Source organism: Acidovorax radicis N35 (assembly GCF_000204195.1).
GTDB lineage: Bacteria > Pseudomonadota > Gammaproteobacteria > Burkholderiales > Burkholderiaceae_C > Acidovorax > Acidovorax radicis.
On record NZ_AFBG01000019.1, the window covers coordinates 676,411 to 696,940 of the forward strand.

Genomic DNA, 20,530 nt, shown 5'->3' on the forward strand with positions numbered 1-20,530 from the left:
GATCTCATTTTCTGGAGCCTCTGACCATGACGCAACGCCGATGGATTCCCGTCCTTTTGTTGGGCCTTGCCGAAGCCCTGCTCGCGGGCTGCAGCAACACGCGCCTGGTGGACGGCCAGGTGCAAAGCTTCTCGACACTGACTGCCGTGCCCGCGCCAGCCACCTACCGCATCGAACGCCTGCCATCGCAGCAGACCCCCTCGTTTGACGCCATCGCCACGCTGGCAGAACAGTCGCTGGCGCGCGCCGGCCTGCAGCGCGACGATGCCGCGCCCCGCCTGCTGGTGCAACTGGGCGTCCAGGCCGATGCCGTGCCACGCTATGCCCCCTTCCGGCCATACGGCGCATACGGCCCGGGCCCCTGGGGCTTTGGCGGCTGGGCGGGCCGGGGCTGGGGCGTGCATGGAATGTGGCGTTTTGGCGAGCCCACGCCCCTGCACCGCCGCGCGGTCAGCATCGTGATGCGCGACGCCAGCACCCAGGCCGTGGTGTACGAGACTTCTGCCGTGCACGAGGATGTGTGGGTGAGCGACCCGGCCGTCTACGGCGTGCTGTTCGACGCCGCGCTCAATGGCTTCCCGAAGCCGCCCCAGGGACCCCGGCAAGTGCGCCTGCCGCTGGTGCATGCCGCTCCCTGACATCGCCCCACTCCCCTTTTCATCACCTGCATGCACGCCACCCGCATCGTTGCCATCCGCCACGGCGAAACCGCCTGGAACGTGGACACCCGCATCCAGGGCCACCTGGACATCCCGCTCAACAACACCGGCCTGTGGCAGGCCAATCAGGTGGCACAGGCCCTGGCGGGTGAGCCGATTGCCGCCATCTACACCAGCGACCTGCAACGCGCGCACGCCACGGCCCAGGCCGTGGCCCGCACCACGGGCGCGCCTTTGGTGACCAATACCGGCCTGCGCGAGCGCAGTTTTGGCCACTTTCAAGGCCGCACGTTTGCCGAGATCGAAGCCGAACTGCCCGAAGACGCGCTGCGCTGGCGCAAGCGCGATCCGCACTACACACCCGAAGGCGGAGAGTCGCTCGTCACACTGCGCGAGCGCATCGAACACACGGTGACCGCCCTGGCGCAACAGCATGTGGGCGAGCAGGTGGTAATGGTGGCGCACGGCGGCGTGCTCGACGTGCTGTACCGCCTGGCCACGCGCCAGGACATCCAGGCGCCGCGCACCTGGCAACTCTCCAACGCCGCCATCAACCGCCTGCTGTGGACACCCGACGGCCTGACCCTGGTCGGCTGGGCTGACACCCAGCACCTTGACAACAACGCCCTCCGCGATGAAACCCATTCCTGAAGCACTCCAGGCCTGCATCGGCCAACGTGTGGACCTGATCGACACCCCGGCCCTCGTGGTGGACCTGGACGCCATGGACCGCAACATCCAGCGCATGGCCGAATTTGCGCGCAAGCACCAGGTGCGCTGGCGCCCCCACGCCAAACTGCACAAAAGCGCCGAACTCGCGCTGCTGCAGCAGCGCTCTGGCGCCCAGGGCGTGTGTGTGCAGAAGGTCTCCGAGGCCGAGGCACTGGCGGCCGGCGGGGTGGATGACATCACCATCACCAACCAGGTCATCGCCATGCCCAAGCTGCACCGCGTGGCCCGGCTGGCTGCCCAGCTCGCGGCGCGGGGTGGGCGCCTGGGCGTGGCCGTGGACCACGCGGAGGGCATCGAGCGTCTGGCCGAGGCGATGGCGCAAACCGGCAGCGATGCCGGCATCGATGTGCTGGTGGAGATCGACGTGGGCCAGGGCCGCTGCGGCGTGCCTCCCGGCGAGGCCGCAGTGCCACTGGCGCTGGCCGTGGCGCGCAGCCCCCGCCTGCGGTTTGCGGGGATCCAGGCCTACCATGGCCGCGCGCAGCACATGGCCAGCACCGTGGGCCGCAAGGAAGCCATCGCGCAGGTCGTGCGTGCGGCCAGCCACACGCGGCAGCTGATCGAGGCGGCGGGGGTGCCCGTGCCGCTGATCACAGGCTCGGGCACCGGCACGCTGGTGCACGAGGCCGCCAGCGGCATCTTTGGCGAGTTGCAGGCAGGCTCGTTTTTGTTCATGGACGCGGATTACGCACGCAACGAACGCGAACCGGCGCAACCTGCCTTTGAACACGCGCTGTTCGTCAAGACCCAGGTGGTGTCGGTGCGCGAGAGCCATGCCGTGTGCGACGCGGGCCACAAAAGCCACGCCATCGACTCCGGCCTGCCCACCGTGGCCCTGCTGCCAGCCGACCGCGCCCTGCGCTTTGCCAACGGCGGCGACGAACACGGCCTGATCTACGCCGACGGCCCCAAGGCCCGCCTGCCCACCCTGGGCCGCATGCTGTGGCTCATCCCTGGCCACTGCGACCCCACTGTGAACCTGCACGACTTCCTCATCGGAGTGCGCGGGGGGCTGGCCCTGGGCACGGTGGAACGCATCATCAGGGTTGATGCCAGAGGCGCGCTGACCTGATCGGGGCAAGAATTGGCGGACATTTTGGTGTCCCCCATGAGCCCCAGCCAGATCATCGTCCTTGTCACACCCGTCTTCTTCGTCCTGATCGCCATCGAACTGGCGGTCGGCTACCAGCGCCGGCGCAACACCTACCGGCTGGCCGACGCGGTCAGCAGCATCAGCCTGGGGATGCTGAGCCAGACCAGCGCGGTGTTCACGCGGCTGTTGCGCATCGGCATCTACACCGCGTTGTTCGAACACGTGGCCCTGTGGCGCAGCGATGCGTTCTGGACCAGCCTGCCGGGTTGGCTGCTGGCGCTGGTGTTCTACGACTTTTGCTACTACTGGCTGCACCGCATGGGGCACGAGTCGGCGGTGCTGTGGGCGGCGCATGCGGTGCACCACCAGAGTCAGGACTACAACCTGTCCACCGCGCTGCGCCAGACCAGCTCGGGCGCGCTGCTGGGCTGGGTGTTCTATGTGCCCATGGCGCTGGCGGGCGTGCCACCGCTGGTGTTTGCGGTGGTGGCGCTGGTCGATCTGCTCTACCAGTTCTGGGTGCACACTGAGCAGGTGGGCAAGCTCGGCTGGTTCGACCGCTGGTTCTGCAGCCCCAGCAACCACCGCGCGCACCATGCCGTGAACGACGCCTACCTGGACAAGAACTACGGCGGCATCCTCATCGTGTGGGACCGGATGTTCGGCACCTTCCAGGAAGAGGACGACCAGGACCGCTGCGTGTACGGCACGCGCGGCCTGCTCAACAGCTGGGACCCGCTGTGGGCCAACGCCCAGGTGTACGCGGGCCTGGCGCACGACAGCTGGCATGCGCGCAGCTGGGCCGACAAGCTCCGGGTGTGGATCAAGCCCCCGGGCTGGCGGCCGGCCGATGTGGCAGCGCGCTTTCCGAAGCCCGCGTTCAGCATGGCGCAGATGGTGCCCTACCACCCGCCGATGTCGCGCGCGGTGCAGTGGTTTGCGCTGGTGCAGTTCGCGCTGATGCTCGCGGGTGTGGCGGCCTTTTTGTGGCGGGCCGATAGCGCGCCGCTGGCCGAGAACGCGGTGTGGTTTGCCACGCTGCTGGTTGCGCAGTGGGCGCTGGGTGCGGTGATGCAGGGGCGTATCGGCATGCTGATGGCGCTGGTGCTGCAAAGCGGCGCGCTGGCCACTGCCACCAGTGCGCTGGGGTTTGTGCAGTGGCACTGGGTGTTCAAGCCGCTCACCATGGTGATTGCTATTATTTTGGTAGCTGCTAGCGCTTATCAGTTGAGCGGTAGATTCCGATTTGACTCCAAAACCTGGGTGCTGCTGGGCGCCGCGCTGGTGGGGTCGTTGGCGGGGGATGTGTTTTTGATGGTCGAGGGGTTCTTCATCCCGGGGCTCGTGAGTTTCTTGATCGCCCACTTGTTCTACGTGGCACTGTTCAAGACCGGCCAGCGGTGGTTTCCGCACCGCGGGGCGCTGGCGGCGACGCTGGGTGTGGGCGTGGCGATGTACGCCTTCTTGTGGACGGGCGGCCTGCCGGCCGCGCTGCGAGGGCCGGTGGCAGCCTATGTGCTGGTGATTGCGCTGATGGCCGCGCAGGCCATCGGGCGGGCCAGCGTGCTGCGCGACAGGGCGGCGGTGCTGGTGGCGGTGGGGGCGGCGTTCTTCATGCTCAGCGACTCGCTGCTGGCCACGCACCGCTTCGTGTCGCCCCTGCCGTGGTCGCAGGTGTGGGTGTTGGGCACCTACTACGCGGCGCAGGCCTGCATCGTGGCGGGGGTGCTGAAGGCGGCAACGGCGCCTGATGGCCTGCCGGTCGTTGCGCCTGTTTCTGCCGTGGCTAATGTGACCACGTGCGGGCCAGCGCTGCGGACGGAACATACACCGCACCCGCAATGAACAGAACGCCCGCCAGGGTGAAAAATCCCCCGCTGAGCAGCCACAGTAGCGTGTCGGCGTTGTACCAGCCGGGCCGCGCCTTCAGCAGGGCGACCATGAGTGGTTCCTGCACCGCGATCAAGCCCCGCCCTGCGGTGTAGTGGTACAGGGCGCCGCCCAGGGCCCAGAACCCGGTCAGCACGCACGCCAGGCCATAGAACGCATACCCGGTGCGCCAGCGCTTGGTGCTGCCCGCCGTACACCACACGCCCAGACAGCCCGCCAGCACCGCAGCGGCCACCGACAAACCCTGAATCCGGTCGCTGGCCACCGGCAGCAGCCAGTGCCAGGCCCAGGGCAAGGGCGTCAGCAGCCATTCCGATGGGGCCGCCAGCCCCGGCCAGCGCTGTGGGGGCAGGTCCATGGAGAAGCGCGGTCGGTCCACCATGGCCAGCACGAATGTCACCGGCACCAGCACGGCGAACAGGATGTACGCACTGGCGCGGCCCACCAACAGGCGGTGCGCCCACGCGGTGGTCGCCCCGCCCTGCCTGTGGCCGCCGATCAGGTGCGATGCCAGGCCCGCCGCCAACGCGGCTTCGGCGATCGCGCCGCACACGGCCACGCGGCCGCGCAGGTCGGCAAAGCCTTCCAACACAAACACCGAGAGCTGGCCATAGACGAGCGCGCCCAGCGCATGGAAGGCCACCGTGCCCGCCAGCAAGGCCACGGCACAGGACCGCAGGAACTGTTGCTCGGGCACGGTCACGCGCCCGTCCGACCCGGCCCCGCCGCGCGCGGCGCGTGCGCGGGCCTCGGCGCGCAGCTGGCGGCGGCGGTCGTTCTTCTTGGACGGTTTGCGCGGTGGGGCCATGGCGGTGCTGCGTGGCCTGAGCGGCAACGGGCGTGGAGAAAGGGTTCTCAGGCCCCGAAAAGCCCTGGCGCTCCGGCGCTGGGCGGCGTCACGCCCAGGTGCCGGAACGCCGCCAGCGTGGCGATGCGCCCACGCGGGGTCCGCTGCAAAAAGCCCTGCTGGATGAGATAGGGCTCGATCACGTCCTCAATGGTGCCGGCCTCTTCGCCGATGCTGGCAGCGATGTTGTCCAGCCCCACGGGGCCGCCGTCAAAGCGGTGGATCACGGCTTCGAGCAGCTTGCGGTCCATCACGTCAAAGCCCTGCGGGTCCACGTCCAGCATGGCGAGCGCCTTGTCGGCGATGGTTTTGGTGATGCGGCCGTCTCCCTTGACCTCGGCATAGTCGCGCACGCGGCGCAGCAGCCGGTTGGCAATGCGCGGCGTGCCGCGTGAGCGGCGGGCGATCTCGAAGCCGCCTTCATCGTCCATGGGTGCGTTGAGCAAACCGGCGCTTCGCTTGACGATGCGCGCCAGCTCTTCGGAAGTGTAGAACTCCAGCCGCGCCACGATGCCGAAACGGTCGCGCAGCGGGTTGGTCAGCATGCCGGCGCGCGTGGTGGCACCCACCAGAGTAAAGGGCTGCAGGTCGAGCTTGATGCTGCGCGCAGCCGGCCCTTCGCCAATCATGATGTCGATCTGGTAGTCCTCCAGCGCGGGGTAGAGGATTTCCTCCACCACAGGCGACAGGCGGTGGATCTCGTCAATGAAAAGAACATCGTTCTTTTCGAGGTTGGTCAGCAGCGCCGCCAGATCCTTGGGCTTTTCGAGCACAGGGCCACTGGTCTGGCGCAGGTTGACCCCCAGCTCAGCCGCAATGATGTGACTGAGCGTGGTCTTTCCCAGGCCGGGCGGGCCAAACAGCAGCACATGGTCCAGCGCCTCGCCCCGTTTGCGTGCCGCGCCAATGAATATCTCCAGCTGCTCGCGCGCCTTCACCTGGCCCACGTACTCCTGCAGCAGTTTGGGGCGCAGCGCGCGCTCGATCGCCTCCTCCTGGGGCGATGCGGGCACGGCGGAGATGACGCGTTTGGCGGGGGCGGGGGCGAAGTCGTCGGTCTGGATGGTCATGCAGCCCCGTTATTTGTCCGCCCAGACATAAAAGCCAATGCCTTGCTCAAGATACTGCTGGCCCAGATTGGCATTGATGTAGTTGCGCTCTGCCGCACTGGTTGTATAGAAGTAGGTTCCCGTATTGCGGTTGAGGTAGCGGTAGACGGGCATGGCTCCATTGCCCGGCGCAGCCTGCCCCCACCATGCCGTACCTTCCAGAGCCACGGATGGGAACGTCTGGCGCATCGCATCGCGCTCCACTGGGCTGGCCGTATAGAGATGCATCTTGCGTGCCAGATCCACCAGTCGATACACCGGGAACAGGTTAGAGCCCTCAATGGGGTACGCGTAGAAGATCGCGCCTTCATAGACGAAGTTCGATGCAAACTGATTGATCAGGAGGTCCCGCTCGCCCACGTTGCTGGTGTAGAAGTGCTCCAGCCCTGCCATGTTGTAGAAGCGATAGACAGGCACCCGGCCCGTGGGGCCGGAGGGCGGCGTGGCGGACGACAACCAGTTCTTCAGCGCAGCGTTGTACGCCACGTCAAAACGGCCATAGAAATCGGGGGATGCAATCGCCGAGCAGCTGGAGCTGCCGCCGTAGAGCGTACCGATCACGTATGCACCGTCCTTGAACAGGGCGGAGCCACTGCTGCCGCCTTCGGTGGTGCCCTCGCTCCAGCTCACTCGGTAAAAATTGCCCGACGAACCGCTGCACTGGAACTCGGTGCCACTGGTGGCCGTGCAGGAAGTCAGACTCGTCAACGAGCCCAGGCTCACCTTGAGCAAATCGCCCCGGGGATGGTGCAGGCCCACCACCGACGAGCTCAGTGCCTGGGTGCCGGCATCCCAGCCGGCGAAGACGGCGCCCGATGGAGGCGTGTCGTTGAGCCGCAGGAAGGATGTGTCCGTACCCGCCGAAGCGTAGAGCAGCGAAGCGCCATTGACGCGCTTGGTGGTCGTGCTCGACAGGGTCCGGCTGTTGCACACAGGGGCGCGGTAGAACCAGTCGGTCTGCAGCGAGGAGGCTTCGGCCTGCTTGGAGATGCAATGGTTGGCCGTCAGAAAATACGGCGTGCCCGACGACTGGCTGTCATTGAGCAGTGTGCCGGTGCAAAGAAAGGAGTTGGCTCCGGACGTGAAGATCATGCGGGCCACGGCATTGCGCTGGTTCGCGTAGGCTTCGTAGCAGCTGGCGTCCAAGTGGCAGGATGCCGATTCGTTGATCTTGGTGGAAAGCTCTTCCTCGGTGGGAATAGACAGGTTCTCGAAGATGTGCGAGACGCGCGGCACCGAAAGGTCTACCGTGCCGGGGTTAGCACCCGCAGGCAGCTCCAGCTCCAGCGTGGCCTCGTTCGACCCCACGTCTGGCGTCCACCAGGTCTGACCGTCCAGGGTGGTGTCGCCAGCCTGCGCATTGCGCTGAATGCGCTGCAGCACTTCCTGGCCGGAAATCTGGAACACCGTGGTCGTATCCGCCTGGCTGTAGACACGCAGCACGGCCCCCGGGGGCAGCGCGCGGGCCACCACGCCCAGGCGCAACCCATGCGCCCCTTCGGCAGAAAAACTGATGGCAGCCACCTGGCCGCCGCTGGGGGTCGGCTTCCACTGCAACTGCTGCAGTGTCTGCTCCACAGTACGTGTGGCCGCCACATCGCGCGCCATCCCCACCTGGCGTGGCCCAATGCCACCGCCAAGCGATGCGGTCTTGGACTCTTCCAAGGCACCCAGACTCACCTTCGAAGGCGTGGGCGCCGCGACGAGCGCGCTGCGGGACTTGACGTTCGACACGCCCTGGTCCACGCTGGCGGGCTGCACCCAGCCATCCACCATCAGCACAGAGGCGGCTTTCTGCGCGCTTCCTTCTGTCCCGCCTCCGCCGCACCCCGCCAGCAAAGCAATCGCCGCACTCCAGGCGACACCCATGCGCAACATCACTCTAAATTTCATTTCTTTCCCCCACTCCGGTCAAAACCGCCATTGAACACGAAAACAACTGCTACAACAAACCCGCGTACGCCTTACTTGGCCAACGCCTTCAGTGCCAATTTGATGCCATCGCTCACGCCCACCTCTGAGGGCAAGGCCTTGAGGGCCGCAGCGGCCTCCTTGTCGTTGTAGCCCAAAGCCAACAGTGCCTGCAGAATGTCGGCCTGCGCATCGCTGGCGGCGGGGCCGTGGGCAGCGCCCATGTCTGCGCCCAGCTTGCCCTTGAGTTCCAGCAACAGCCGCTCAGCCGTCTTCTTGCCGATGCCCGGCACCTTGACCAGGCGGCCCGCCTCCTGCAGCGTGATGGCCTGGGCCAGATCGGCCACCCCCATGCCCGACAGTATGGACAGTGCCGTGCGCGGGCCCACACCCGATATCTTGATCAGCTCGCGGAACGCCTGGCGCTCGGGCGCCGTGGCAAAGCCATACAGCAGCTGCGCGTCCTCCCGCACAATGAACTGGGTGAGCAGGCTCACCCGCTCGCCCACGGCGGGCAGGTTGTAGAACGTGCTCATGGGCACATTCACCTCATAGCCCACGCCATGGCAGTCCAGCAGCACCTCGGGGGGATTCTTCTCCAGCAGGGTGCCGGTCAATTTGCCTATCATTGATGTCCTTTGCCGCGCACTGCGGCGATCCAACGGGAATTATCCGCGTGATCCTGCGCCACACCTTCACCCCCCACAACAACACCCGGCTCACCCACCTGTGCGGCCCGGCCGACGCACACCTGCGCACCATCGAAGTGGCCCTGCAGGTGAGCATTGCGCACCGGCATGAGCAGTTCAAAGTGGACGGCCCCAAAGCCAAGGCGACCCAGGCCATGGAGTTGCTGCAGGCGTTGTACGAGATGGCCGAGCGCCCTGTCACGGAAGACTACCTGCAGCTCATGCTGGCGGGCGACACCGCGCTGGTGGAGGCGCCCGAGGGCGCCATCGTGCTCAACACCCGCCGGGCCGACCTGCGGGGCCGCACACCCACGCAGAACCTGTACCTGGAAAACATCGCCAGCCACGACATCACCTTCGGCATCGGCCCTGCCGGCACCGGCAAGACCTATCTCGCCGTGGCCTGTGCCGTGGACGCGCTGGAGCGCAGTGCCGTGCAGCGCATCGTGCTCACCCGCCCGGCGGTCGAGGCGGGCGAACGCCTGGGCTTCCTGCCCGGCGACCTGGCGCAGAAGGTGGACCCGTATTTGCGCCCGCTGTACGACGCGTTGTACGAGCTGATGGGCTACGACAAGGTGCAGAAGGCCTTCGAGCGCAATGCCCTGGAAATCGCACCGCTGGCGTTCATGCGCGGGCGCACGCTGAACAATGCCTTCGTGATCCTGGACGAGGCGCAAAACACCACGCCCGAGCAGATGAAGATGTTCCTCACACGCATCGGCTTTGGCGCCAAGGCGGTCGTCACAGGGGATGTGAGCCAGATCGACCTGCCCAAGGGGTCGATGAGCGGCCTGATCGATGCCGAGCGGGTGCTCAAGCGGGTCAAAGGCATCTCCGTGACCCGCTTCACCACGGCTGACGTAGTGCGCCACCCGCTGGTCGCGCGCATTGTGGATGCCTACGACGCGCCGCGCCGCGCCCCGGCTTCTCGCAGCCGGGACTAAAACTATCATTTTTATAGCTATCAGCGCTTATCCATCAAGCGCTGGCGGCAAAAAAAGCAAAAATGTCCTTGAACCAACTCTCCCTGTCGCTGCAGTTCGGCACGTTTGACGGTGCGGCCGCGCACCGCGCCGTGCTGCCACGCCACAAGGTCACCCGCTGGATTCGCCACGCGCTGGCCACCGATGCCGAGATCACCGTACGCATCGTGGGCACCGAAGAAGGCCAGCAGCTCAACCGCGAGTACCGCAAGAAGGACTACGCCACCAACGTGCTCACCTTCGACTACACGCAGGAACCCGTGGTGACTGCCGACCTGGTGCTGTGCGCCCCTGTGATCGAGCGCGAGGCCAAAGAGCAGAACAAAAGCCTGGAAGAGCACTACGCCCACATGCTGGTGCATGGCACGCTGCATGCCCAGGGCTGGGACCACGAGACCAGTGAAGAAGATGCGCAGGCAATGGAGTCCTACGAAACGGACATCCTGGGCGAACTGGGGTTTGCAGACCCTTACGCCACTGGTCCATAGCTCCTCTGTTACGGGGGGGCACTCAGCCCCAGTCTTTGGAACCCAGACCAAAGCGCCCCGGAAACAAAAGGTATCAATTCTTCTGCTCCTTTACCAGATGGTATAAAAGTTTCCAACTTTCAGGGAGTTGGAAATAATGCACTTACCAGATGTGAAGGTACGGCGCATGCTGCTGCGCGCCTTTCAGTTCAGTGCAACGGGTGTTTTTGCTGCTTTGGCGATCAGCGCCTGTGGTGAAGGCAGTGGCGATGCGTCTTTGGACAAAACAACTGCCCCCTCCGGCTTCTCGGTCAGCTACGACACCAAGGGCTACCTTTTCCACTGGGGCTCCACGGCAGGCGCCACACACTACGAACTGGTGGAGGACCCAGACGGCCTCGGCCCCTTGCCCGAAGCCCAGGTGGGTGGAGCCATCGCCCCCACCAGTTACGCGCACAGCCTGGCCGCACAACTGTTGTACGAGCGTGTGAACGCCAGCTACCGAATGCGCGCCTGCGATGCCAGCGGCTGCGGCACCTTTACCAGCGCCGTGGTGCCTGACCTGGCCAAGGCCATCGGCTACTTCAAGGCCAGCAACAGTGACCAGGGCAAGGGCTTGTACGGCGCTAGCGTTACGCTGTCAGCCGATGGCAGCACCCTCGCGGTCGGGGCGCCTGATGAAGGCAGCAAATCTACTGGCATCAATGGCGACCAGGCCGACAACTCCCTCCGATCCGCCGGGGCCGTGTATGTCTTCACGCGGGCCTCCGGTAGATGGCGCCAGCAGGCCTATATCAAGGCCAGCAACAACCGGGAAGTCCTCCTGTTTGGCAGCATTCCACTTGCCACCGCCCGGTTTGGCACCAGCGTTTCGCTCTCGTCCGATGGCAACACGCTGGCCGTGGGTGCACCCGACGAGTCCAGCAATGCCAGAGGCGTTGATGGCGACCCAACGAATGCCCTGGCCCCCGGCGCAGGTGCCGCCTACGTTTTCACGCGCAGCAGCGGCGCATGGAGCCAGCATGCCTACGTGAAGGCCAGCAATACGCAGGCCAAGGCCGATATCGTGATTGGACTCGGGGTCTTCGGCGTGCGCTACCCCGCCCAGTTCGGCAGCAGCGTGGCGCTGTCTGCCGATGGTCGCGTGCTGGCGGTGAGTGCGCCAGGTGACACCAGCAATGCCAAAGGGATCAATGGCAACCAGCAAGACACGTCCGCGCCATTTGCTGGCGCCGTGTATGTGTTCGCCCGCACCCCCGCTAGCTGGGCCCAGCAGGCCTACATCAAGGCCAGCAACACCGCCGAACAGACCCAGTTCGGCAGCGCCCTTGCGCTGTCGGAAGACGGGCGTACGCTGGCTGTAGGGTCCAGACATGAGCACGGCACGTCCAGCGGCATCAACGGCGACCAGAACGGCTCCGGCACCCTCTTCTCAGGCTCCGCCTACGTATTTGTCCACAACGGCGACGGTCAATGGAGCCAGCAAGCCTACGTGAAATCCAGCAATGCGGACGCGTTCGACTCCTTCGGCTACAGCGTTGCCCTGTCGGCCGACGGAAACACCCTGGCCGTGGGTGCGCCCAAGGAATCCAGCGACACGGACGGGATCAACAAGGCACCCGGTCCGCGCTCTCTGATAGGTGCTGGCGCCGCCTACGTGTTCACACGCAGCAACTCCAATTGGAGTCAGCAGGCCTTCATTAAGCCCAGCAAAGCCGGGGTCAATGCCGCGTTCGGATCGAGCCTGGCGATTTCGGCCGACGGCAACACGCTGGCCGTGGCTTCGACGTCTGAAGCCGGCAGCGGAAGAGGCTTCAACGCCAACCAGGCTGAGCTGTCGGCCGGGGCCGCAGGCGCTGCATACATATTCCAGCGCAGCGGCAGCGCCTGGACGCAGAAGGCGTACGTGAAGGCCAGCAACACCGACCCCTTGGACCACTTCGGTGCCAGCATTGCACTGTCGGGGGACGGGGCCACGATGGCCGTGGGAGCAACGGGTGAAGGTAGTCTGGCTACGGGCATCCAGGGCAACCAGGCCGACAACCGCGGGGCACCCGTCATATCCGCCGGGGGCATGGCGGGCGTTGGCGCGGTGTACCTGTACTGATCACAGATAGACCCACACGCACCATTCCGCCGGGCAGCAACGCGCCATCACCACCAGGAAACCCACCATGCCATGGATCCCCCGGCGTCTGAGCGCATTGTTGCTCGCTGCGCCCCTGGCGCTGGCTTTGACGGCCTGCGGTGGCTCCGGCAGCACCGAGCCCTCTGATCCTGCGCCCTCAGGCCCCGTGCCCCCCACGGGCTTCACCGTGGGCTATGACGTCAAGGCCTACAACTTCAGCTGGAATGCCAGCCCTAACGCATCAAGGTATGAACTGTTCGAGGACCCCGATGGCGCAACGGGCTCCCAGCCAGCGGCGCAGATCGGCGGCGCCCTTACAACCACCGCTTACGCACACAGTCTGACATCCCAGTTGCTGCACGAGCGGGTGAATGCCATCTACCGCGTTCGCGCCTGCGATGCCAGCGGCTGCGGTGCCTTTACCGCCGCGCTACTGCCCAACCTCACGAAAGCCATTGGCCAGATTCAGCCTAACCACACGGGCCTATCGGCACGATGGGGCAGCAGCGTGGCCCTCTCTGCAGACGGCAGCACCCTGGCCGTGGGGGCAACGGGCGACGACAGCGGCGCCACCGGCATCAATGGGGATCCGGCGAACGCCGCAGCGTCCGACTCCGGCGCCGTGATGGTGTTTGTGCGCAGCGGCGGCGGCTGGACCCAGCAGGCTTACATCAAGGCCAGCAATACCGCGTCCCAAACGTCATTTGGCTTCAGTGTGGCACTGTCGGCGGACGGCAATACGTTGGCCGTGGGCTCCATTGGGGAACGTGGCGGTGCCACGGGCATCAACGGCGACCAGACGGATACCTCCAAGCCGGGCAGCTCCGGAGCGGCGTATGTCTTTACCCGCAACAACAGCCAATGGAATCAACAGGCCTATGTGAAACCGAGCAACACCGGCGTGGCCCAATCGTTAGGCTGGAGTGTTGCGCTGGCGGCAGATGGCAACACACTGGCCGTAAGCGCGGTGGGTGAATCCAGCAACGCCACCGGCATCCATGGCGACCAGACGAATTCCATGATGCCAACCGCCGGGGCCGTTTACGTATTCAGCCGTTTTGCGAACACCTGGAACCAGCAGGCCTATGTGAAGGCAAGCAACACCGAGCAGACGCCCGAATACGTGACAACCCCCGGGTTCATCAATGTCATCGCCAACGCCCAGCAATTTGGCACCAGCCTTGCCCTCTCAGCCGATGGGAACACGTTGGCGGTTGGTGCGCTGGGCGAACGCAGTGCGGCAACGGGCATCAACGGCAACCAGACAGACAGGTCCGCGAACAAAGCGGGGGCCGTATACCTGTTCACGCGAAGCAGCAGCGTCTGGAGCCAGCAGGCTTACGTCAAGGCCAGCAACACCGATGCCAACGACTTTTTCGGTTATCGCCTCGCCCTTTCAGGGGACGGGGCAACACTGGCTGTGGGCGCGCAGGGCGAAGCCAGCAAGGCCACGGGCATCCAGGGGGTGCAGAGTGACAACTCTGCACAAGGAGCCGGGGCCGCCTACGTCTACACGCGAGGCGGCGTCGGCTGGAACCAGCAGGCCTATATCAAAGCCAGCAATACCGACACCGGGGACGTGTTCGGCAATGCCCTGGCGCTATCGTTTGACGGCAACACACTGGCCGTCGGCGCCCCCCAAGAGGCAAGCAGCGCCACCGGCATCAATGGCAACCAAGCCGACAACACCGTCTGGCAGGCAGGCGCCGCGTATATCTACCGCCGCGACGGCAGCACCTGGAACCAGCGCGCCTATGTAAAGCCCGTGAGCACCAATATGTCGCTTGCCTTCGGCCGGACCCTGGCCTTGTCGGCCGATGGACACACGCTGGCCGTCGGAGCGGACAGCCAGTTCGACGGTGCGCTGTATCTTTACTGACCGCCCTCCAGAAGAAGGGCACCACCATGCTTTCGATCTCCCGTACCGGGGCACCCTTTTTTACAGCCGCGCTGCTGACGCTGGTTGACTGCCTGTGGCGATGACTCCTCCGGCCCCTCGGCGCCCTCAGGCTTCGCCGTGGACAATGGCGCAAAGGACCACAACTCCAGCCGGAACGCCAACGCCACACGGTACGAACTGTCATGTGGACGTTGGCCCTTGGATGTACGCAGACAAAACTGTTGCACCCGCGCCAGTACTAATGACCGCTGCGCCGCCTTCTACCATCGGTGCATGTTTAACACCGCCCTGCTGCTCACCGCCGCCTTCGTCGCTGGCGCCCTCAATGCCGTCGCCGGGGGCGGCAGCTTTCTGACGCTGCCGGCCCTGGTCTTTACCGGTGTACCCCCAATCATGGCCAATGCCACCGGCACCGTGGCACTGCTGCCCGGTTACATGGCCGGAGCCTGGGGATTTCGCGAGGACACCGCCCCACCACCAGGCCTGTCAATGCGGCTGCTGGTGGTGTTGTCGCTGATCGGCGGCGCGGCGGGTGCGGCGCTGTTGCTGGTCACGCCCGACGCCACCTTCCGCCGCGTGGTGCCCTGGCTGCTGCTGGCGGCCACGGCGCTGTTTGCCTTCGGGCCACAGTTGCGCAAGGCCATGGCGGGTGGCCACCCCTCCTCCACCAAAGCCACCGTGGGGGTGCTGGCAGTGGCGGCCTATGGCGGCTACTTCAACGGCGGGCTGGGCATCCTGCTGCTGGCGCTGTTCGGTCTGCTGGGGCAGACCAACCTCCACGCCATGAATGGCCTGAAGAACTGGGTGTCAGCCCTGCTCACCGCCATTGCCGTGGCGATCTACGCTGCTGGCGGCGTGGTGCTGTGGCAGCAGGCGCTGATGATGATGGTGGCAGCAACCGCTGGCGGCTACGGCGGCGCGCGGGTGGCGCGGCGCATTCCGGCGCAGTGGCTGCGCTGGGGGATTGTGGCCACGGGGCTTGTAATGGCGGGGCTGTTTTTCCTGCGCGGCTGATGAACTACACGGCGGCGCGCTGCAACAACGGCGAGCGTGGCAAGAAGCGAAAAGCGGTGGAAGCGGCGGCCAGCATGCAGGCGATGCCGATCATGACAGCTTGATAAGGCTCATATCCATGGCGCTGCGCCCACGCGGCCAGCAAGCCGGTGAGCCACTGCATCAGCGCCACGCCCAGGAACATCGACATGGTGTACAGCGACAGCGCACGCCCCGTCATTTCAGCGGGATACGAGGAGCGCACGTCCGCATACTGCAGCACACCATAGCCAGACAGCAGCCCCATGAGGAAGATGAGCGCCACATTGGCGGTGGCATGGTGCAGAAAGGCCATCAGCAAGAACAGGCTACCCATGAGCAGCGAAAAGTTGGTGATCCAACGCCGCCGCCGGGCAGGCCCCGGATCAATGCGACCGAACGCTGCAGGCACGAACAGCGCGATCAACGACAGCACCAGGGCAACGTTGCCGCTTTCGATGAGCGAAAACCCGTAGCGCCCCATCAGCAAAGGTCCCAGCCACAAACCCCGCAAAGTCAGGAAGGCCGCGTAGCAGGACATGCCCAGGACCAGGATGCCCCAGGTGTGCGGCACCTTGAACAAGCTGCCGAATCGGCCCGCCGCCTGCGACCATGACTCGCGGGGGCGCTCCGATGCAAGCGTCAATGTGGGCTCATGCACACGCAGAAAAATCAGCAGCCACGACAGCAGCGAAAGCACCGCCAGCACCGCAAAGCCCGTGCGCCAGCCCCAATGCTGAACCATCCAGGCCAGCGGGGTGCCGGTAAAGAGAAGCCCCAACCCGCCCACGCCCATGCCCACACCCGAGAAAAATGCGAAACGCTGCGCGGGAAAGTGGCGCGAGATGAAAACGGTGCAGGCCAGGAACGCGGGAGAACAGCCCACACCGATCAGCAGTTGCCCCAACATCAGCCAGCCGTAGCTGGGCGCCATGGCCGACATTGCTGCCCCCAGCACCGCCAGAGGGAAAGCCACCAGCACAGTGCGGCGCAGGCCATACAGGTCCATACCGATACCCATGAGGAGTTGGGCCACGCCGAAGGAGAGGCCAAACAAAGCTGCGAACGCGCCCAAAGAGTCCGGTGAAATGCCAAAGTTTGCCTGCAGGCCCGTGGCGATGATGCTGGTCACGGTGCGGTAAGCCTGGCTCAGCGCAAAGGCCGACAGCAGGCACAGGTACATGGCCCACAAGGTGCGCGGAGGCGGCAGAGGCCCGACAGACGGGTGAGTGGTGGATTCAGTCACGGCTGGGCAGGCAGATGGCTCAGAAGATAGGAAAAGCGGTTGCCCGAGCCTACAGACATTGCGCAGGACGCACCGGCGGCGCCCCGAACACGCACCCTTTCACGAGGGGTATGTGCGCTGCAGGAATGCAGCAGCTGGCCAGTCTCATGCCACAGCGGCGGGTGCCATGCGCAACGGAATGGTGATCGGCCCGTCATTGATCAGGTGCACCTGCATCTCGGCGGCGAACCGGCCCGTCTGCACGATGGGATGGGCGGCGCGGGCACACTGCACCAAGTAGTCAAACAACCGCCGCCCCTCTTCAGGCGCAGCGGCCTGTGTGAAGCTCGGGCGGTTACCGCCCGTGGTATCTGCCGCCAGAGTGAACTGGCTGACCAGCAGCAGGCCGCCCGCCACGTCCTGCACGCTTTTGTTCATCTTGCCTGCGTCGTCCGAAAAGATACGCAGCTTGAGAAGCTTGGCCAGCAGCTTGTTGGCCTCGACCTCGGTATCGCCGCGCTCGGCACACACCAGCACCAGCAGGCCCATGCCAATGGCGCCCACGGTCTGCCCTTCCACGTCGACTCGCGCTTCGCGCACACGTTGCAAGACACTGATCACTTCATTTCATCCTTCGGGTCGTCAAAATGCGCTTCCACATCGGTGGGCAGCAGCTCGATGGTGGCACGCAAGCCGGGCACGGCCGTCATCAGCGCGCGCTCGACCTGGCCGCGCAGTTCGGCGGCGTGGCCCAGGGTCCAGTGGGCGGGCATGTGCAGGTGCATGTCTACAAACTGGCGCTGGCCAGCACGGCGGGTGGAGACATGGTCAAACCGCACGGCGCCGGGCGGTTGCGCCAATACGAACTGCTGCAGCGTGGCGTCGATGGTGGCTTGCACCTCGGGTTCCACCGCCGAGTCCATGAGGCCCTGGGACGAGCGCCAGACCAGCTCCAGGCCCTCTTTCAGGATATTGAGCGCCACAGCGATCGCCGCCAGGGCATCGAGCCACAGCCATCCCGTGACGGCTGCACCGGCAATGCCTACCAGCACGCCTGCCGAGGTCCACACGTCGGTCACGAGATGGCGGGCATCGGCCTCCAGCGCGATGGAGCGGTGCTCGCGCGCCGAGCGGAACATGAGCCATGCCAAAAAGCCGTTGAGCGCCGAGCTGAGCACAGACAGGCCCAGACCCCAACCCACCTGCTCGATGGGCTGTGGGTCCATCAGCCGATGGCCCGCCGCCCACAAGATGCCCGCCGACACCCCCACGATGAGGATGCCCTCGAACCCCGAAGAAAAATATTCGGCCTTGTGGTGGCCGTAGGGGTGGTCGTCATCCGCAGGCCTTGCGGCCACCGTCACCATCGCCAACGCAAACATGGCACTGGCAAGATTCACAAACGACTCCATGGCGTCGGACAACAACCCCACCGAGCCGGTAACCACCCAGGCCAGCGTCTTGAGCGCGATGGTGACCACCGCCACCGCAATCGACGCCCACAGCAAGTTGCGAGGTGTGAGCCAGTGGTGTGACTTGGTGGGGGAAGGAGCCATTGGAAGTATTTGAAGAGCGCAAGGAACCGGATTGAGAATTACACCAGAGCCGTCTTAAGAACTGCTTTAACCGTTGGCACCGCAAGCTCTCCAAAACATCCCCATGCCAGAATCCGCGCATGACCCCGGCATGGCGCCGCCGCCTTCTTTCGCACCGCACCCTGCACCTCCCTAGCCTGTTGCTGTGGGTCGTGGTCGCCTGCGCGGGGGCCAGTTGGCTGGCGGTGGCCCGATTGCAGCAATTGCAGGCAGCGTTCGAGACCGACGCCCGCATCGTGCACCGGCTCCTGAGCCAGCGGGTGGTGCAGCACGACGCCATCATGGCCACGCTGGCGCTGCTGCAGCCTGCCGCAGCAGCAGGTGACAACAGCACATCGCCCTTGCCTCGCCTGACCTCGGTGTACCCCCAGATCCTGGCGGTGCTGCAGCGCACTGCGCAACGCGACTGGCCCGCCGCGCTGCAGGCAGAGCTGGCTTCGGCAGAGGCCACCTCGCGCCGCACCGGCCATGCCGCCATGGCGGGGCTGAATCTGCCAGCAGGCCGCTACTACCTGGTGCTGGCAGGCATGCCCGCCAGCTATGCACTGCACATCGACCTGCGCACCACCACCCCGGCCGACGAGTGGCCCATGGACATCACCACCAGCCCTGTGCGCGTGACGCTGGAGCGTGGTGGCGAGGCCTTTTTTGTGCAGCCGGGCCGGGGAGACCTGGGCAGCGGCATCCGCACCTACGACTTCCACAAACTGCTGGCCGCGCCCAGCCAGCCGCTGGACGTGGTGGCCCGCCGCAGCGTGAGCCCGCACGAGCTGCCCTGGTGGGGCATGCTCGGCTGGTGCCTGCTGACGGCAGCCCTGTGGGCGGCAGGCCGCGCCCTGTGGCGCCAGCGCGTGGCCCGCCAGCGCGCGGAAGAACTGCTGCGCCTGGGCCAGGTGGCGCGGCTGAACACGCTGGGCGAACTGGCAGCGGGCATGGCGCACGAGCTGAACCAGCCGCTGACCGCCCTGCTGTCCAGCACCCAGGCCGCCCAGCGCCTGCTCGCCGATGACCCGCCCGATCTCGACACCGCCCAGACCGCCATGGCCCGTGCCGTGGAGCAAGCGCGCCGCGCCTCCACCGTGGTGGGCCGCCTGCGCCGCCTGGTGGAACGCCCTGATCTGGCGGGCCAGGCCCAGCCACTGGCCCTGCCTGCGGCAGTGCACGACGCGCTGCACCTGCTGGAGCCCGAGCTGGCCCAACGCGGTGTGGTGCCCAACATAGCCACTGCCACCGACCTGCCCACCGCGCTGGCCGAGCCCGTGGCCCTGCAGCAGATCATCCACAACCTGCTGATGAATGCACTGCAGGCGCTGGAGCAGGTGCCGCCCGCCGAACGCCAGCTGCACATCACCATGGTGCGCGCGGATGCCGGGCACGTGACCCTGTCGGTGCGCGACCACGGCCCTGGGATACCGCCCGAGGCACGCCAGCACCTGTTCGAACCTTTCTACACCACGCGCGCCGGTGGACTGGGGCTGGGCCTGACACTGTGCGAAAGCCTGGCGCAGGCCATGGGTGCGCAGTTGACCTTGGCACCTGAAGCACCTGTGCCCACCCAAGCCCATCGGGGCGCCGAGTTTGTGCTGACCTTGCCCACAGCGCCGCCCACCAATGACCGATAGCGCCCCCTCCCTCTCGCCCCTGATCCACCTGGTGGACGACGACGCCGCCGTGCGCGACGGCCTGGGCCTGCTCATCAGCACCGTGGGCCTGCGCGTGCAGACCTGGGCCGACCCGCAATCGTTCATGGCGGGGTTTGACCGCGCGAGCATTGGCGCCATCGTGCTCGACGTGCGCATGCCCGGTATCAGCGGCCTCACGGTGCTGGAGCAGTTGCTGGCGCAGGGCGTGGACCAGCCGATGATTTTGCTGACCGGCCACGGCACGGTGGAGATGTGCCGCCGCGCGTTCAAAGCCGGGGCGGCGGAGTTTCTGGAAAAACCCGTGGACGACGAAGTGCTCATCGAAGCCCTGCAGAACGCGGTGCGCCAGCATGTGCGATCCCGCGAGCGCCACCAGGCCGACCAGCAGGCGCGCGAGCGCTTTGCGCAACTGTCGGCCCGGGAACGCGAAGTGCTGGGCCTGATCGTCGAGGGCCTGACCAACAAGGAAATCGGCCGGGCGCTGGAGCTTTCGCCCCGCACGGTAGAAACCCACCGCGCCAACCTGTTTGGCAAGCTGGGGGCGGAGTCGCTGGCACAGCTCATCCGGCGCTATGCGGCGCTGGTGGATGCGTCCTGACCCAACCAGCACTGCGTAGTTCTACGGAG

The 20,530-nt window shown here is 65.8% G+C and carries 18 protein-coding genes; 11 read left to right on the plus strand and 7 right to left on the minus strand.

The genetic code is table 11. From position 1 onward, the window contains the following. Positions 1-26 precede the first annotated feature (26 nt). The 4 genes from ARADN35_RS0112895 to ARADN35_RS26315 are packed head-to-tail and all read left to right on the plus strand — an operon-like array spanning position 27 to position 4,329. Positions 27-638, plus strand: coding sequence for a DUF4136 domain-containing protein (locus tag ARADN35_RS0112895; protein ID WP_029413992.1), 612 nt, complete (start codon positions 27-29; stop codon positions 636-638). A gap of 30 nt (positions 639-668) precedes the next feature. Beyond that, positions 669-1,310: a histidine phosphatase family protein gene (locus ARADN35_RS0112900; protein WP_010462747.1), complete on the plus strand. Its 642-nt coding sequence runs from the start codon at positions 669-671 to the stop codon at positions 1,308-1,310. Further along, complete coding sequence (locus ARADN35_RS0112905) at positions 1,294-2,463, plus strand: DSD1 family PLP-dependent enzyme (protein ID WP_010462748.1); 1,170 nt, start codon at positions 1,294-1,296, stop codon at positions 2,461-2,463. Before ARADN35_RS0112900 ends, ARADN35_RS0112905 begins: the two co-directional genes overlap by 17 nt. Before the next feature lie 36 nt (positions 2,464-2,499). After that, the gene (locus ARADN35_RS26315) at positions 2,500-4,329 is read left to right on the plus strand and encodes a lysoplasmalogenase family protein (protein ID WP_010462751.1); all 1,830 of its coding nucleotides are present in this window, start codon (positions 2,500-2,502) and stop codon (positions 4,327-4,329) included. Here the strand turns inward: ARADN35_RS26315 and ARADN35_RS0112915 are convergent. The 4 genes from ARADN35_RS0112915 to ruvA form a co-directional block, all read right to left on the minus strand. Next, positions 4,271-5,182, minus strand: coding sequence for a hypothetical protein (locus tag ARADN35_RS0112915; protein ID WP_010462753.1), 912 nt, complete (start codon positions 5,180-5,182; stop codon positions 4,271-4,273). The genes ARADN35_RS26315 and ARADN35_RS0112915 overlap by 59 nt on opposite strands. A gap of 47 nt (positions 5,183-5,229) precedes the next feature. Next, positions 5,230-6,291 carry a Holliday junction branch migration DNA helicase RuvB gene (gene ruvB / locus ARADN35_RS0112920; protein WP_010462755.1) on the minus strand — a complete coding sequence of 354 codons (1,062 nt, stop codon included), beginning with the start codon at positions 6,289-6,291 and terminating at the stop codon, positions 5,230-5,232. 9 nt (positions 6,292-6,300) lie between these two features. After that, positions 6,301-8,223 carry a trypsin-like peptidase domain-containing protein gene (locus ARADN35_RS0112925; RefSeq protein WP_029413994.1) on the minus strand — a complete coding sequence of 641 codons (1,923 nt, stop codon included), beginning with the start codon at positions 8,221-8,223 and terminating at the stop codon, positions 6,301-6,303. A gap of 71 nt (positions 8,224-8,294) precedes the next feature. After that, positions 8,295-8,870, minus strand: coding sequence for a Holliday junction branch migration protein RuvA (ruvA, locus tag ARADN35_RS0112930; RefSeq protein WP_010462759.1), 576 nt, complete (start codon positions 8,868-8,870; stop codon positions 8,295-8,297). Between the two features lie 47 nt (positions 8,871-8,917). Here ruvA and ARADN35_RS0112935 point away from each other — a divergent pair, with 47 nt between their 5' ends. The 5 genes from ARADN35_RS0112935 to ARADN35_RS0112955 all read left to right on the plus strand — a co-directional run bounded on the left by ARADN35_RS0112935 (position 8,918) and on the right by ARADN35_RS0112955 (position 15,422). Further along, entirely contained in the window at positions 8,918-9,874 is a 957-nt protein-coding gene (locus ARADN35_RS0112935; RefSeq protein WP_010462761.1) for a PhoH family protein, read from the plus strand. Positions 9,875-9,936: 62 nt separating this feature from the next. Beyond that, positions 9,937-10,401 (plus strand): rRNA maturation RNase YbeY, encoded by a 465-nt coding sequence (gene ybeY / locus ARADN35_RS0112940; protein WP_010462763.1) that lies wholly within the window; start codon positions 9,937-9,939, stop codon positions 10,399-10,401. Positions 10,402-10,537: 136 nt separating this feature from the next. Continuing rightward, positions 10,538-12,487 (plus strand): FG-GAP repeat protein, encoded by a 1,950-nt coding sequence (locus tag ARADN35_RS26320; protein WP_081474622.1) that lies wholly within the window; start codon positions 10,538-10,540, stop codon positions 12,485-12,487. A 67-nt stretch (positions 12,488-12,554) separates the two neighbouring features. After that, entirely contained in the window at positions 12,555-14,387 is a 1,833-nt protein-coding gene (locus tag ARADN35_RS26325) for an FG-GAP repeat protein (protein WP_081474623.1), read from the plus strand. 294 nt (positions 14,388-14,681) lie between these two features. After that, entirely contained in the window at positions 14,682-15,422 is a 741-nt protein-coding gene (locus ARADN35_RS0112955; RefSeq protein ID WP_010462768.1) for a sulfite exporter TauE/SafE family protein, read from the plus strand. A 4-nt stretch (positions 15,423-15,426) separates the two neighbouring features. Here ARADN35_RS0112955 and ARADN35_RS0112960 read toward each other — a convergent pair whose 3' ends face one another. From ARADN35_RS0112960 to ARADN35_RS0112970, 3 genes are all read right to left on the minus strand, one after another. Continuing rightward, the gene (locus tag ARADN35_RS0112960) at positions 15,427-16,686 is read right to left on the minus strand and encodes an MFS transporter (protein ID WP_050812507.1); all 1,260 of its coding nucleotides are present in this window, start codon (positions 16,684-16,686) and stop codon (positions 15,427-15,429) included. Between the two features lie 144 nt (positions 16,687-16,830). Continuing rightward, entirely contained in the window at positions 16,831-17,286 is a 456-nt protein-coding gene (gene dtd / locus ARADN35_RS0112965) for a D-aminoacyl-tRNA deacylase (protein WP_010462771.1), read from the minus strand. Then, positions 17,283-18,221 carry a cation diffusion facilitator family transporter gene (locus tag ARADN35_RS0112970; RefSeq protein WP_010462774.1) on the minus strand — a complete coding sequence of 313 codons (939 nt, stop codon included), beginning with the start codon at positions 18,219-18,221 and terminating at the stop codon, positions 17,283-17,285. The genes dtd and ARADN35_RS0112970 overlap by 4 nt, the downstream gene beginning before the upstream one ends. Before the next feature lie 119 nt (positions 18,222-18,340). Between ARADN35_RS0112970 and ARADN35_RS0112975 the strand changes: the two genes are divergently transcribed. Both ARADN35_RS0112975 and ARADN35_RS0112980 read left to right on the plus strand, forming a co-directional pair. Then, positions 18,341-19,882, plus strand: a complete 1,542-nt coding sequence (locus tag ARADN35_RS0112975) for a sensor histidine kinase (RefSeq protein ID WP_010462775.1) — start codon at positions 18,341-18,343, stop codon at positions 19,880-19,882. Beyond that, positions 19,872-20,501, plus strand: a complete 630-nt coding sequence (locus ARADN35_RS0112980) for a response regulator transcription factor (protein WP_010462777.1) — start codon at positions 19,872-19,874, stop codon at positions 20,499-20,501. The genes ARADN35_RS0112975 and ARADN35_RS0112980 overlap by 11 nt, the downstream gene beginning before the upstream one ends. Positions 20,502-20,530 lie beyond the last annotated feature (29 nt).

Bases quoted from the DNA above. Each gene is read 5' to 3' on its own strand.
- ARADN35_RS0112895 (WP_029413992.1), top strand. From the start codon at position 27: ATGACGCAACGCCGATGGATTCCCGTCCTTTTGTTGGGCCTTGCCGAA.
- ARADN35_RS0112970 (WP_010462774.1), bottom strand. From the start codon at position 18,221: ATGGCTCCTTCCCCCACCAAGTCACACCACTGGCTCACACCTCGCAAC.
- ARADN35_RS0112905 (WP_010462748.1), top strand. From the start codon at position 1,294: ATGAAACCCATTCCTGAAGCACTCCAGGCCTGCATCGGCCAACGTGTG.
- ARADN35_RS0112975 (WP_010462775.1), top strand. From the start codon at position 18,341: ATGACCCCGGCATGGCGCCGCCGCCTTCTTTCGCACCGCACCCTGCAC.
- ARADN35_RS0112915 (WP_010462753.1), bottom strand. From the start codon at position 5,182: ATGGCCCCACCGCGCAAACCGTCCAAGAAGAACGACCGCCGCCGCCAG.
- ARADN35_RS26325 (WP_081474623.1), top strand. From the start codon at position 12,555: ATGCCATGGATCCCCCGGCGTCTGAGCGCATTGTTGCTCGCTGCGCCC.
- ARADN35_RS0112900 (WP_010462747.1), top strand. From the start codon at position 669: ATGCACGCCACCCGCATCGTTGCCATCCGCCACGGCGAAACCGCCTGG.
- ARADN35_RS26320 (WP_081474622.1), top strand. From the start codon at position 10,538: ATGCACTTACCAGATGTGAAGGTACGGCGCATGCTGCTGCGCGCCTTT.
- ruvB (WP_010462755.1), bottom strand. From the start codon at position 6,291: ATGACCATCCAGACCGACGACTTCGCCCCCGCCCCCGCCAAACGCGTC.
- ARADN35_RS26315 (WP_010462751.1), top strand. From the start codon at position 2,500: ATGAGCCCCAGCCAGATCATCGTCCTTGTCACACCCGTCTTCTTCGTC.
- ybeY (WP_010462763.1), top strand. From the start codon at position 9,937: ATGTCCTTGAACCAACTCTCCCTGTCGCTGCAGTTCGGCACGTTTGAC.
- ARADN35_RS0112955 (WP_010462768.1), top strand. From the start codon at position 14,682: ATGTTTAACACCGCCCTGCTGCTCACCGCCGCCTTCGTCGCTGGCGCC.
- ARADN35_RS0112925 (WP_029413994.1), bottom strand. From the start codon at position 8,223: ATGAAATTTAGAGTGATGTTGCGCATGGGTGTCGCCTGGAGTGCGGCG.
- ARADN35_RS0112980 (WP_010462777.1), top strand. From the start codon at position 19,872: ATGACCGATAGCGCCCCCTCCCTCTCGCCCCTGATCCACCTGGTGGAC.
- ruvA (WP_010462759.1), bottom strand. From the start codon at position 8,870: ATGATAGGCAAATTGACCGGCACCCTGCTGGAGAAGAATCCCCCCGAG.